General features: G+C 56.9%; 12 protein-coding genes. 6 read left to right on the plus strand and 6 right to left on the minus strand.

Annotation, left to right across the window (positions count from 1 at the left end; all coding sequences use genetic code 11):
• Together I2E45_RS09950 and I2E45_RS09955 are read left to right on the plus strand one after the other, a co-directional pair.
• Positions 1-391 (plus strand): ATP-binding protein (locus I2E45_RS09950; protein WP_229058933.1); only part of this gene is annotated, 391 nt, incomplete at its 5' end.
• A gap of 293 nt (positions 392-684) precedes the next feature.
• On the plus strand, positions 685-1,509 hold the full coding sequence (locus I2E45_RS09955) for an ATP-binding protein (protein WP_229058934.1): 825 nt from the start codon (positions 685-687) through the stop codon (positions 1,507-1,509).
• A gap of 85 nt (positions 1,510-1,594) precedes the next feature.
• Here I2E45_RS09955 and I2E45_RS09960 read toward each other — a convergent pair whose 3' ends face one another.
• From I2E45_RS09960 to I2E45_RS09970, 3 genes are read right to left on the minus strand one after another with little or no spacing between them, the layout of a single operon-like run.
• Positions 1,595-2,212: a hypothetical protein gene (locus I2E45_RS09960; protein ID WP_195445951.1), complete on the minus strand. Its 618-nt coding sequence runs from the start codon at positions 2,210-2,212 to the stop codon at positions 1,595-1,597.
• Between the two features lie 7 nt (positions 2,213-2,219).
• The gene (locus I2E45_RS09965) at positions 2,220-3,404 is read right to left on the minus strand and encodes an MFS transporter (protein WP_229026278.1); all 1,185 of its coding nucleotides are present in this window, start codon (positions 3,402-3,404) and stop codon (positions 2,220-2,222) included.
• Positions 3,382-3,663, minus strand: coding sequence for a DUF2087 domain-containing protein (locus tag I2E45_RS09970; protein WP_138374643.1), 282 nt, complete (start codon positions 3,661-3,663; stop codon positions 3,382-3,384). The genes I2E45_RS09965 and I2E45_RS09970 overlap by 23 nt, the downstream gene beginning before the upstream one ends.
• A 497-nt stretch (positions 3,664-4,160) precedes the next feature.
• On the opposite strand from I2E45_RS09970, the gene I2E45_RS09975 reads away from it, so the two are divergent.
• Together I2E45_RS09975 and I2E45_RS10520 are read left to right on the plus strand one after the other, a co-directional pair.
• Positions 4,161-5,114, plus strand: coding sequence for a hypothetical protein (locus I2E45_RS09975; RefSeq protein ID WP_195445952.1), 954 nt, complete (start codon positions 4,161-4,163; stop codon positions 5,112-5,114).
• 137 nt (positions 5,115-5,251) lie between these two features.
• On the plus strand, positions 5,252-6,592 hold the full coding sequence (locus I2E45_RS10520; protein WP_267472650.1) for a hypothetical protein: 1,341 nt from the start codon (positions 5,252-5,254) through the stop codon (positions 6,590-6,592).
• Between the two features lie 214 nt (positions 6,593-6,806).
• On the opposite strand, the gene ettA is transcribed toward I2E45_RS10520, so the two are convergent.
• The 3 genes from ettA to I2E45_RS10005 all read right to left on the minus strand — a co-directional run bounded on the left by ettA (position 6,807) and on the right by I2E45_RS10005 (position 9,646).
• A complete protein-coding gene (ettA, locus tag I2E45_RS09995) occupies positions 6,807-8,486 on the minus strand; it encodes an energy-dependent translational throttle protein EttA (RefSeq protein WP_055251458.1) in 1,680 nt (559 codons plus the stop codon).
• A gap of 184 nt (positions 8,487-8,670) precedes the next feature.
• Entirely contained in the window at positions 8,671-9,375 is a 705-nt protein-coding gene (locus I2E45_RS10000) for an SdpI family protein (RefSeq protein ID WP_195445955.1), read from the minus strand.
• A complete protein-coding gene (locus tag I2E45_RS10005; protein WP_022094448.1) occupies positions 9,368-9,646 on the minus strand; it encodes an autorepressor SdpR family transcription factor in 279 nt (92 codons plus the stop codon). The genes I2E45_RS10000 and I2E45_RS10005 overlap by 8 nt, the downstream gene beginning before the upstream one ends.
• A 179-nt stretch (positions 9,647-9,825) precedes the next feature.
• On the opposite strand from I2E45_RS10005, the gene I2E45_RS10010 reads away from it, so the two are divergent.
• Complete coding sequence (locus I2E45_RS10010; RefSeq protein WP_195445956.1) at positions 9,826-10,623, plus strand: tRNA threonylcarbamoyladenosine dehydratase; 798 nt, start codon at positions 9,826-9,828, stop codon at positions 10,621-10,623.
• A 14-nt stretch (positions 10,624-10,637) separates the two neighbouring features.
• Positions 10,638-11,420 (plus strand): TatD family hydrolase, encoded by a 783-nt coding sequence (locus I2E45_RS10015; RefSeq protein ID WP_195445957.1) that lies wholly within the window; start codon positions 10,638-10,640, stop codon positions 11,418-11,420.
• Positions 11,421-11,589 lie beyond the last annotated feature (169 nt).

Consider the following 11,589-nt stretch of genomic DNA (forward strand, 5'->3'; position numbering starts at 1 on the left):
TGAAATGCCTCGGGTGCCTGGGGTCCCTCATATACGGCCCTCCCGTCTCCTGCGCCCCTCCCGGAACTGTCCACATCAGTGTAGCCAATCCAAGAAGAGGCTCAAGTACTACGCTCACTCGAGGCTGCTGATCATCGACGAGCTCGGCTACCTCGACGTCGGCAGCGCGGGCGCGGACCTGCTGTTCCAGCTGATATCGACGCGCTACGAGCAGCGCTCGACGATCATCACCACCAACGTGGGGATCAGCGGCTGGGGCAGGGTGTTCGGGGACGACGTGGCGGCGAGCGCGATCGCGGACAGGGTGTGCCACCACTGCCACCTGGTCAAGATAACCGGCAGGTCCTACAGGCTGAAGAACCTGCCGAGGGACGGCCCCGTCAAGCCGTGACCGGAATCGGTGAAAATACGTTAGCGCAACCGGTGAAACCGCCTTTGCGTAAACGGCGCGCCTGCTTAGCGAAACTGGTGAAAAATAGATTGACGCTAACACGACCTCTCCCGCGAGCTCGTCGCCCACGCCGTCGGCGCCGGCGCCGACAGCTGGTGCGAGGGCCAGTGGGAGACATCGCCGGCGCAGCCCGAGGAGCTGCCGACCCAGCCGGTCGGGACCGTGGTCGAGCAGATCGCCCCGTCCCGGGCGAAGCCCGGTTTCGAGAGGTTCGACTTCGGGAGGGCCGAATGATGGCGGGCGCGGGGGCGAGCCCCTACGAGCTCGCGAGCGACGCCGCGTCGAGGCTCGGGATCGCCGTCGGGGCGGAGGAGCTCGCGACCCTCGCCTCGGACCTCGACCTCGGCGACGGGGAGATGGCCGCCGTGGCAGCCACCTTCTCCTACCTTGCGGAGAAGAGGAGGCTCGCCTCCATCGAGACGCTGCTGAGGCTGAGCAGGCTGCCCAGGCGCGAGCCCAAGACCTTCGAGGGCTTCGACTTCTCCAGGATCCAGGGCCGGGACGCGGCCGCGCTGGGCAAGCTCCTGTCGCTGGCCGACCTCTACGCGCACCGCAACGTCGCCTTCGTCGGGCCCGGCGGCATAGGGAAGACGCACCTCGCGCAGGCCTACGGGCGCGAGTGCTGCATGCGGGGGCTCAAGACCTACTACATAAAGGCGACCGAGCTCAGGGACAGGTTCCAGAAGGCCGTCCAGCGGGGAAACACCTCGCGGGTCGTCTCCTCGCTCGTCAAGCCGTCGTGCCTCATCGTGGACGAGGTGGGGAGATGCGTCTACGACAGGCCGTGCACCGACCTGTTCTTCGATGTCGTCGACAGGCGCTACGAGAAGGAGGGGCCGAACGCGATGGTCCTCACGAGCAACATCGCCCCGAGCGGGTGGGATGAGTTCTTCACGGGCGACGACACGCTCCTCTGCGCCCTCGACAGGCTGTTCGACAAGGCGTCGGTGTTCGTGATGCGGGGCCCGAGCTACCGCGGCAGAGGGCTCGACACCTACTCGGTGGAGGCCGTCCCCCAGGCGGTGAAGGTGAGGGGGATCCAGCCCGAGGGGATGTAGGGAAGCGATAGGAAAGACATAGATGCGGGCGTGTTGGCTAAAATGGGTCGGCCGGGATTGGTCAATCTCGGCCGACTATATTTGGCTAAATTATTCCGACGCTAACATCTTTAATCAGTTTCGCTAACGTAACTGCAGAAATCAATTGGAAACAGCCGCTCACCGAAATCCCAATAAACTCGATTTTTTCCCTCTGAATACGCTTAAGAAAGGCAGTTTCATAGAAGGAAATAAACGGATTATGCAAGGTATCCGCAAGCGATTTCATTATTTCTGGTGTCGAATAATAATCATAGGGCAGATCTATGGAGTTGAACGTGTATTTAACTCCATATGAGACGTGATTTATGATATAGAGTGCATTTCTAAAAATGTTTTCAGCATATTGTCTTTCTTTTAGATTAAAGTATCTCTTCGATCTGAAAATATCTTTTGCCTCGTCAACATTAAGTGCTGACTTTTGTATCAACTCGATTGTTAATTGAACATTCGAACTAAACGAATCCTTTGATTCCCGATACCTTTTACAGCACTCTTCGACATGTCTAAAAGATAGGAGGTCATCGTAAAATTCCACGTTTAAGTCAACGATGTCAACTTTATATTGTTCAACCTCTTGAAGATATGACTTCAAAACAGGCAAGGCAAGATACGGCCCCACTGGACTCCATCCTGGGGGAAATACTAAAAGCGTTTTAGGCATATCAACGTCACATCTTTCGCAAATAATTCAATTGAAACACAACTACCATCATAATTGAAAATACACCAAGTCCTGTAACGAGAATTGAGAACATCGCGATGCTCGTGAACAGCGAAACAAGGAGTGTTGAAATAACAACAGCAACCGATTGCAAAGACTCCCTAATTGAAAACAGGCTTATCGATTCAGATTCGTCTCTCGCCAAATCCTGCAGCGATGTTATGAGAAGCACATCTTGAATGGCGTTTCCGGCACCGACGATAAAAAGGAAAATAAACGATATCCCAGACGCATAGCGATAGCCAAACGCCAGATACGCACCGAGCGCAAGATACGTCACAAAACAATATGATTTAACGCAATCGGAACCACTAATTAAACGACCATATATTGTATTTCCGAACAACAGTCCGATTGTAAGACTACTCTGAAGGAATCCGTATTGTATCGATGACGAGTCAAATTGCAATTGCGCAATAGCTGGCAAAAGAGAATTCAGAGAGCCGAATGCCACGCCACTAGAAATATCGATTAATAGGAAACCAATTGCCAAGTGCTTCGCGCTAAGATCACTAAATGCAGTCCTGTTTTTTTCATTTTTGCTTATCCCCTCTTTATCATTAACCTCGATAACCGACGGAACATCTCGCAGCAACCAGAACGACGCGGCAAAAGAAAGCGCGTCTAATGCAAGAACAGCCTCCGCCCCAAATTGAGCGACAACAAAACCGCCGGCAACTGGCCCCAGAACCATCATCAAATTCTGCAGAAACCCAAACGAATTATTAATTACGTCGCGATTGATACTATTCGTATTGGCTCTTAACAACGAGTAAAAGCAGGGCATTTCAACCGTTCGGCAAAGCGATACCGCGCACGTAATAGCAAACATACTCCATTTACTATCAACAAAAATATAGCAAACGAATAATCCCGCGCGAATTAAGTCTGCCAATCTCATGGCCTGCAGTGTCCCGATACCCATCTTCTGAGGCAGCTGCGCGAGCGCAACTGAAAACAGAGAGGGGGCAAATCTGCAGCAGACCATCAAAGCAGTTGCAGAAACATCGTGAGTTACCTCGTAAATCAGCATTGGCAAAGCAATATTCGCACACCAATTGCCTATTTCGCTTATCCCTCTAGCAATATATAGGACCCGAACCGGACGGCTAGCTCTCAATACCGTGAACATCACGATTAACCTCGTATTTCAGGCCTCGCTCATCCCTTAATAGGAATCCATAATCAACCAAGTACCGCCTCAACACGGCATAATCAGGATAGAGCTGTGACAGCACACGATTAACCTGAAGCTCCGTATAACTTGTATTTAATTCAAAGAAAGAGACGGTCCATAGCAGCATGATTCTTTTATAGCTTTCCTTTTTTGGAATTGAAACCAGCTCGCCATTCTTGAGAAATCGTTTTTTAAAGTCTATTAGCTCATCCATTCACATCCTCCATTTCATACGCATCTAATACTAAAAATGCATACGCTTTAGGTCATCGCATTCGACTTCTATATTCGAACTAAACTCGAACTAATCTAAATGATTTGCTCAAACACTCTTCGAAAGCTCGTTTTTCACTCTGAGTAAAATGCCCTTCCCAGTCAGTCCACGAACAGGAAGGCAACTCACAACGAGCGGAGTCGAAGCCCTCTGCCGTCGGTCGTTCAAAATGCGCGATAACCTTTTCGATATCCCCATCTGTTATCAGGTCAGAATGAACGACCTCGGTACCGTCTTCGAATGTCATATACGGGTACATCACGTAAACCACCTCACAATCGTAAATCCAGTTTAGCATCAAGCTATTGCACCAAAGACAGCAAGCCCCCCCCCTTGATGAGTTGATGGTATCTGTTAAATGTCACGTACGATTCACATCTGGTGGGTACCCTGATGGCTACATGAAACGAAGCAGATTTACACCGGGAGGACCCCGTATGACAACCAAGTACACCGACGCGCCGCGCACGCGCGTCATGACGCCGGCATCGCTCAACAACGGCGTGCACGAGAACCATTCCATCGGACAGACCATGGCCATCGCGCCCAAAAAGGGCCTGTTCGACGACATTTCCATTCCCCAGATCATCGCCGGCGCCGCGGCTGCCGCCACAAGCGTCGCGCTTGCCTCCAAGATCGGTATCGCTGGTTCAGTAATTGGTGCCGCCGTGAGCTCGGTCATCACCGTTGTGTCATCGCAGGTCTACCGCCACTTTATCTCTGCCAGCGCCGAAGCCATCAAAGGTACGCACGCCGCCGTCGACTACCCTGCCGGCGCCTACGAGCCCGTTGAGTTTAATGCCGAGGAGCACCTAGGCGGCGCCGCGACTACGCAGGAGATGCGCCAGATTGCGGGGCGCGCGACCACGGCGCGCGTCGCTCCCGACAGCCTGCGCGCCAAGGCGGCGGCAGAGCGCAGCCAGACGCAAAAGAAGGTCATCGTCTTCTCGATCGCCATCGCCATCGTCGCGGTCATCGCCTGCGCCGGCGCCATCCTTATCACCACCGCCGGCGAGGGTCTGGGCGAGCGCCCCGAGCCAATCCTTTCGTCGCGTACGGCCGAGCACGACGCGGATAGCTCCGGTCAATCGCAAAGCCAGCAGGACGACTCGCAGGGCACCTCCGCATCTACCGATTCGCCCCCGAACACCTCCGATCAATCGCAGGGCGCCGATTCCTCTGTGAACAACAGCGGTACGCAATCCGGCACAACCGACTCAAGCCAAACGACTGACGGCTCTCAACCGAGCACGGGCGACCAGACGAGCGGCAATACATCGGGCACGGGATCTACCGACAACGGCAACACCGACAGCTCGAATAGCTCGAGCGGAACCGCGTCCGGCACGGCATCTGACAGCTCGAGCCAAGGCACAGCATCGGGCAACTAAGCGCGTTGCCCCTCATAGATAACCGACCTGCATAACGGGCGCGAACCGGCAACGGTCGCGCCCGTTTGCCTTAGGCGACGAGGTAGCAAGCCCCGCGCGATGGTAAGATGCTTTGGTGTGTAAAGAGGAGATTTGCCATGAGCAAGACAATAGTTAGGCCCACACTTTCGCTGGGCAACCACATCTATCTGTATCGCCTGCTGCGCGACGCAATCGGATGCGGCAAGCAAACGTTTATGACGCAGGTCGAGGAGGCACTCGCCGCTGGTGACATGGCCGCTTATGACCTGGGCTTCGAGTCCACGCGCGAGCTACTCGAGGAGCTCGACGACTGCATTAAGCTGACCGTCTTTAAGGGCGGTCGCCTGTATGCCACGGTCATCGCCAACGAGGCCTGGGATACCGCCCTTGCCAAGGGCGAGGACAAGCCCAAGGCTGCCAAGGGTGCCAAGCAGTCCTACAAAAAGAAAAAGCGCGGCGAGAAGGACCTCAAGGCCGTGCGTCCCAAGCACGTTAAGCATCCCGAGCCCGTGGCCGAAGTCGTGCCGGAGCCCGAGCCCGAGACAGAAATCGAAGTCGCTATTGAGGTAACGGCAGAAGCCGAAACCGAAATCGCTGCCACGACCGATCCCGAAGTCATATCCGAGCAGGAAGCCACTGCGGAGCTCAACGAGGCTCCCAAGTCGACAACAGAAGAAGCCGCTAGCCAACCTGAGGCGTCTGCGCTCCAAAACAGCGATGTCTTTGGCGACGAGGCCGAGGACGATCAGTCCGACGAGCCCGCCGATCAAGACGCTACCGAGTCGACGCCGGAGCCCGAGACGCCGCAGCCCGCCATCTCGCTCACGGTCGTCTATGACCCCGAGAACGCAAACGCCGGCATAACCACCATGGCATCCACGCCCATCGAGGCAAAGTCGAGCGTCGAGAACGAGAACGCGACGCAGGTTGAGGTTGAAACCGCAGTTGCAGACGCGCCCGTCACCGTGAAGCCCGCAGATTCCACAACCAAGCCGAAGACGACGCTGGAGCCCGCAGATTCCACGATCAAGCCGGAAGCGACGCCGGAGCCCGCACCCGTCATCGAATCCGTGCCCGCCGCTGTTTGCGACCAAATTCCCGCACCGGCACCGTCTCCGGCCCCCGCTGCAGCACCGGCCCCCGCACCCGCAGCACCGACCATCCCCAAGGACTTCCCCATCGATTTCGCAACCGAGGTCTTCTGCCCCGGCCCGCTTCTGCACCAGCTGTCGACCTATCTCCCCTACGGCGCCGACACGCTCGGCATCGTCGGCGAGTACTACTGGATCGCCCGCGAGCGCGGTACCATCGAGGCCGCGCGAAACCGCGCAAGCTTCCCCCTGCACTACACGCAGGCCGGCGAGCGCCGCGAGGTTACCGTGCGTATCCGCCGCAACACCACCGGCGGCCTCGGAGCCGCCTGGACCATCGATAAAGTCGAAAAACCCGAGCAGTAACGACAAACGGCTCAAATCCAAATCAGGATTTGAGCCGTTTTTATTTGTTGATGTTGCGCAACCAACAGCGAGCGGGCCGCAAGTGCCCCAGGTTGCCGTGAAAGAGGAGCGACGCGTACTTCGGTACGCGAGCGACGGCTTGAACGGCAAGATGGGGTGTTTGCGGCCCGCGCAGCGTCGAGCAGTTACGCGGTTTGGAAAACCGCGTAACGATCTAGTCACGCGTGAGCTTGCGGTGGATACGATGAGGCTGGGCTGCGTCCTCGCCCAGGCGCTCGATACGGTTGGCCTGATAGGCCTCGAAGTTGCCCTCGAACCAATACCAGTTGCCCGGATTCTCGTCGGTGCCCTCCCACGCCAGAATGTGCGTGGCGACGCGGTCCAGGAACATACGATCGTGGCTAATGACCACCGAGCAGCCCGGGAACTCGAGCAGCGCCGCTTCGAGCGAGGACAGCGTCTCGACGTCGAGGTCGTTCGTGGGCTCGTCGAGAAGCAGCAGGTTGCCGCCCTGCTTGAGCGTAAGCGCCAAGTTAAGACGGTTGCGCTCGCCGCCGGAGAGCACGCCAGCGCGCTTCTGCTGGTCCTGGCCCTTAAAGCCAAAGCTCGCCACATAAGCGCGGCTCGGAACCTCGGTCTCGCCGACCATCATGTGGTCCAGGCCGTCCGAGACGACCTCCCACAGGTTCTTATCGGGATCGATGCCGGAACGGTTCTGGTCGACGTAAGAAATCTTGACGGTCTCGCCCACCTCGAGCTCGCCCGAAGTCAGCGGCTCCAGACCCACAATCGTCTTGAACAGCGTGGTCTTACCGACACCGTTGGGGCCGATGACGCCCACGATGCCGTTGCGCGGCAGGGTGAACGAAAGGTCATCGATGAGCACGCGGCCGTCGAACTCCTTGTGCAGGTGATGGGCCTCAAGCACCTTGTTGCCCAGACGCGGGCCCACAGGGATGCGGATGTCGGTCCAGTCGAGTTTCTGGCTTGCGCGGGCCTCGGCCTCCATCTCCTCGTAGCGAGCCAGACGGGCCTTGTTCTTGGCCTGACGGGCCTTGGGCGAGCTGCGCACCCACTCGAGCTCGGCCTCCATGCGCTTGGCGAGCTTGGCGTCGCGGTTGCCCTGCGCCTCGATACGGGCGGCCTTGGTCTCCAGATACGTGGAGTAGTTGCCCTTGTAGGGATAAAGGTGACCGCGGTCGACCTCGCAGATCCACTCGGCAACGTTATCCAGGAAGTAGCGATCGTGTGTGACGGCAAGCACCGCGCCCTGGTAGTTGTGCAGGAAGTGCTCGAGCCACAGGATCGACTCGGCGTCTAGGTGGTTCGTGGGCTCGTCGAGCAGCAGCAGGTCGGGAGCCTCGAGCAGCAGCTTGCACAGGGCCACGCGACGGCGCTCGCCGCCAGAGAGCACGTTGACCGGCATGTCGGAATCGGGCAGCTGCAGGGCGTCCATGGCCTGGCCGAGCTTGGAATCGATATCCCAGCCGTCGGCGGCGTCAATCTCGTCCTGGAGCTTTCCCATCTCGGCCATGAGGGCGTCCATGTCGCAGTCCGGATCGCACATCTCCTCGCCGATCTTGTTGAAGCGATCGACCTTGGCGATCATGTCGCCAAACGCCATGCGCACGTTCTCGATGACGGTCTTGTCGTCGTCAAGCGGCGGCTCCTGCTGCAGGATGCCCACGGTGTAGCCGGGGGTAAGCCTGGCATCGCCGTTGGAGACCTCCTCGATGCCGGCCATGATCTTGAGCAGGGTCGACTTGCCCATACCGTTGGGGCCCACGACGCCGATCTTGGCACCGGGGTAGAAGCTCAGGGTCACGTCGTCAAGGATTACCTTGTCGCCATGGGCCTTGCGAGCCTGATACATCTGGTAGATAAACTCCGCCATTTGTCTGTTTTATCCTTTCTACCTGTTGTTTCCCTATTCTTGATTCGCTTTAGTGGAAACGAAATGAGAAAACTGGCTCTGAAACTTAACGAAAAAGGGGCATGGTTGCCCATACCCCCTAATACTACCTGGGAAAAATCCCCCAGAACATACCATGAACTGCGTACGCTAGTTTTCCGCAACCTTAGCGAGCGGCTCGCTGCGATTTGCGCCACAGCAGATACGAGTAGACGTAGACGGCTCCGACCGAACCAAACGCCAGAACCGCAATCACCGAGGCGACAACTTCACTCGAAAGCACCGCACCTGCCACGCCCATCGCAATCAGGCCAACACCCAGCACCATAAAGCAGGCACCGCCAAAACGCTGCGTACGGCGCCAGTTCTCGGGATCGGCAAGCGCCCAAGGTGTCTTGATACCGAGCGTATAGTTCTGCTTCACACGCGGCAAGTAGTTGCCTACGCCGATGAACAGCAAACCGACAACACCGGAAATCAGCACGTTAACCGAACCGACCGCCGGCACCACGCCCCAGACCGTAAGCTCTCCCAGCCAGCTTATGGCGCACATGAACAAGGTAAAGGCGATTACGAAGCCCTGATAGAACTTGCCCGAGGTTCGATATGCCTCACCTTTGGGATCGATGCGCGGCACCACGCGGAACATTGCGAGAAGCGCCAGCGGCAATGCCCCGAGCGCCGATGCCATCCAGCTAGGACCCCAACCGTCGACGGCGCCGTTCGCGCCCCAGTGCGTGGGAATCTGCGCCGGCAAGCTCGGCATCACCATGAAGTGCGCTACGACATTGGCGACGCACAGAGCGACCAGCGCAATCCACACGCGCGACGATACCCCCGTGGGGTGAATGCCCTTGTTTTCGTTATTCATCCTTATCACCTTCCGTGTTTGTAAAGCCCATAAACCAACCGATCAAGTCCTGCATGACGGTGGTGTTTAAGCTGTAAACGATGTTTTGACCATGACGTTCGTCGGTTACCAACCCGGCGTTTTTAAGCGTCGCCAAATGATGGCTCAGTGACGGCTTGCTAATGTCAAAATGCTCGGCAAGCTCCCCGGCCGTACAATTGCCCTCGCGCAGTAGTTCCAAAATGCGCCGCCGCGTAGGATCGGCCAGCGCCTTAAAACCCTCTCCCGGCATAAGACCTCCTCTCATCATCTCTCATGACGCGCACACTATACTCGATATTTAGATGTTTGTCTAACTATCTAATCTCAATGCTTCAAACCACATCAAAGTAAGCGCCGTCGCAACCTATGGGCGATTACCTATAATGGCAATAGCTAAAACACGATTCGCTTCCCCATCGGAGGATATCCATGACCGAAACCATAGCCGCTTCACCCATCGAGACACGCGACACCAAGCTCGAGATCATCATGGGCCGCGAGGCACTCGATAAGCTCGCCGATGCTACGGTGTTGGTGCTCGGCTGCGGAGGCGTGGGCTCCAACTGCTGCGAGGCACTCGCCCGCGGCGGCATTGGTCATTTCGTCATTCTGGACAAGGACATCGTCGCGCCCAGCAATATCAATCGCCAGGCTATCGCCTTTCACAGCACCATCGGCAAGCGCAAGGTCGATGTTATGGAAGCCATGATCCACGACATCAATCCCACCGCCACCGTTATCAAACGCACCGAATACCTGCTGAGCGACAACATCGACGAGTTCTTCGCGAGCGTTTTGGAGCAGACGGACGGCAAGCTCGACTACGTCGTCGACGCCATCGACACCATCTCGGCCAAGCTCACCATTGCCAAATATGCTCAGGACCACGACATTCGTTTGGTTAGCTCCATGGGCGGGGCCAACAAGCTCCATCCCGAGTGCCTCCGCTTTGCCGACATCTTCGATACGGTGCGTGACCCTATGAGCCGCATTATGCGCAAAGAATGCAAGAAACGCGGCATCAAGAGCCTGCACGTACTGTTTAGCTGCGAGGAATCGGTTAAGACACAGCCCCGCGACCCTTCCAATATCCACGAGCGTACCGAGCTCGGAACCGCCAGCTTTATGCCGCCCATTATGGGTCAGATGATTGCCGGCGAGGTTATCCGCCAGATCAGTGGGCGCGGCACCGAGCACGTGCGCGCCGATGGCCAGCGCCTGGACTAGCGGAGTACGCCGCGATGGAGCCCCGGTTAATTGATGCACACTGCCATCTTGATTTGATGACTTACCCGAATGCTGTTGCCGACGAAACTGCTGCTAAAGGGCTGGTGGTCTTTGATTGCGGGGTCAACCCACGCGACTTCACGGCAGCAAAAAAGCGGGCCAGCCGCTACCCAAACATTATCGCGGGCGTCGGCCTCCACCCCTGGTGGATCGCCGATGGCCACTGTGGTTTTGCCGAAGTCAATCTGCTTTGCGAAGTTGCAGCCCAAGAGCGCTACATCGGCGAGGTGGGACTCGACTTTTCCGCGCGCTTTGCTGGAAGTGAGCCGCTACAAATACAGGCACTCGACCGGCTCTGCGATGCGCTCGCGCAGCATCCTCTTACCGGACGCGTGATATCAATTCACGCCGTTCGTTCAGCAGGAGCCGTACTGGACGTCTTCGAATCGCATGGACCACTCATCCCAAACCCCGACTCCCCCGCTATCATCTTCCACTGGTTTAGCGGTACTTCGGACGAACTCGTCCGCGCGCGAAACGCAGGCTGCTATTTTTCCGTGAACGAGCGTATGCTCGCCACCAAGCGCGGTCGCGAATACGCCCGACAGATTCCACTCGATCGTTTACTGCTCGAGACCGATGCACCAGCCGAGCCAAACACAGAAACAAGCGCACAGTCGCTCATCAGATCGCTCACAAGGACCTCAGAACGCATCGCCTCGCTCAAGAATTGTGACGCAGAGTGCATCGAGTCGGCAGTTTTAGCAAATGCGCACTCTGTTTTTGACCTTCGCTAGCCCCGGTGGGCAAAAAATGCCAAATATGAGTACTGTTGCAAATCCAGTCACATTATTTTACGGCAAAATAGTGCCTTGATAATGTACAGCTAGGTCGCGCGCGCAGACGTGGTGTAAGAGTGTCCTGAGGTCCGTCGCTGCAAGTCCCGATGTTACTCCTTCTTGAGAC

This window comes from Collinsella aerofaciens (genome assembly GCF_015555045.1).
Lineage (GTDB): Bacteria > Actinomycetota > Coriobacteriia > Coriobacteriales > Coriobacteriaceae > Collinsella > Collinsella aerofaciens_W.

What these genes read in the sequence shown, in the direction of transcription:
- I2E45_RS10000 (WP_195445955.1), bottom strand. Translation starts at nt 9,375, where the DNA reads ATGAATAACGAAAACAAGGGCATTCACCCCACGGGGGTATCGTCGCGC.
- I2E45_RS09955 (WP_229058934.1), top strand. Translation starts at nt 685, where the DNA reads ATGGCGGGCGCGGGGGCGAGCCCCTACGAGCTCGCGAGCGACGCCGCG.
- I2E45_RS10015 (WP_195445957.1), top strand. Translation starts at nt 10,638, where the DNA reads ATGGAGCCCCGGTTAATTGATGCACACTGCCATCTTGATTTGATGACT.
- I2E45_RS09965 (WP_229026278.1), bottom strand. Translation starts at nt 3,404, where the DNA reads ATGTTCACGGTATTGAGAGCTAGCCGTCCGGTTCGGGTCCTATATATT.
- I2E45_RS09975 (WP_195445952.1), top strand. Translation starts at nt 4,161, where the DNA reads ATGACAACCAAGTACACCGACGCGCCGCGCACGCGCGTCATGACGCCG.
- I2E45_RS10520 (WP_267472650.1), top strand. Translation starts at nt 5,252, where the DNA reads ATGAGCAAGACAATAGTTAGGCCCACACTTTCGCTGGGCAACCACATC.
- ettA (WP_055251458.1), bottom strand. Translation starts at nt 8,486, where the DNA reads ATGGCGGAGTTTATCTACCAGATGTATCAGGCTCGCAAGGCCCATGGC.
- I2E45_RS09970 (WP_138374643.1), bottom strand. Translation starts at nt 3,663, where the DNA reads ATGGATGAGCTAATAGACTTTAAAAAACGATTTCTCAAGAATGGCGAG.
- I2E45_RS10005 (WP_022094448.1), bottom strand. Translation starts at nt 9,646, where the DNA reads ATGCCGGGAGAGGGTTTTAAGGCGCTGGCCGATCCTACGCGGCGGCGC.
- I2E45_RS10010 (WP_195445956.1), top strand. Translation starts at nt 9,826, where the DNA reads ATGACCGAAACCATAGCCGCTTCACCCATCGAGACACGCGACACCAAG.
- I2E45_RS09960 (WP_195445951.1), bottom strand. Translation starts at nt 2,212, where the DNA reads ATGCCTAAAACGCTTTTAGTATTTCCCCCAGGATGGAGTCCAGTGGGG.